Below are 558 nucleotides of genomic sequence, written 5' to 3' on the forward strand. Positions count from 1 at the left end.
GTTAATTACTTTTAGCCAGGCATCAGAGCGCTTATTCTTACTATAACGGCTGTCTGCCTTTTTAATAACAATACCCTCAAGATCATTCTCAACTACCTGAGTGAAGTAATCCTCCGCTCTTCCCTCTAAGTAAGGAACTGGAAATATGGTTGTATTTCCATTAGGTAAAATGTTTTTTAGCATTTGTTTCCTCTCTGATAAAGGAAGGTTCATGATATCAACATTATTGCAATAGAGTATATCAAAAACACCATACTGAATGGGATTTTTGTTTTTGGAAGACATAAAGCGTTCCATAATTGACTCGAAACAAGGAACTCCGTCCTTTGTTACAATTACTTCTCCATCTAAAATAGTACCATCTGGAATAGGGAAATTAGTCAGCTCCTGAAAAGTTGAAGTGCATTCATTCCCGTGCCTAGTATATAAACGGATCTTCCCACTAAACTTTGTAAGTAGGAGCCTAATTCCATCTAGTTTAAGTTCTGTATAGTAATCTTGATTATTTTTATATTCAACCGTTTGTAAATCTCCAACGGTAATTCGCTCTAATAACAT

At 35.3% G+C, this 558-nt stretch carries 1 protein-coding gene; it reads right to left on the reverse strand.

Annotated elements, in window-relative coordinates; translation table 11 throughout:
• Positions 1-558 (reverse strand): RNA ligase family protein (locus QD409_RS35635; protein WP_430765068.1); only part of this gene is annotated, 558 nt, incomplete at both ends.

The organism is Rhizobium sp. BR 315 (assembly GCF_050577975.1).
GTDB classification, from domain to species: domain Bacteria; phylum Pseudomonadota; class Alphaproteobacteria; order Rhizobiales; family Rhizobiaceae; genus Rhizobium; species Rhizobium miluonense.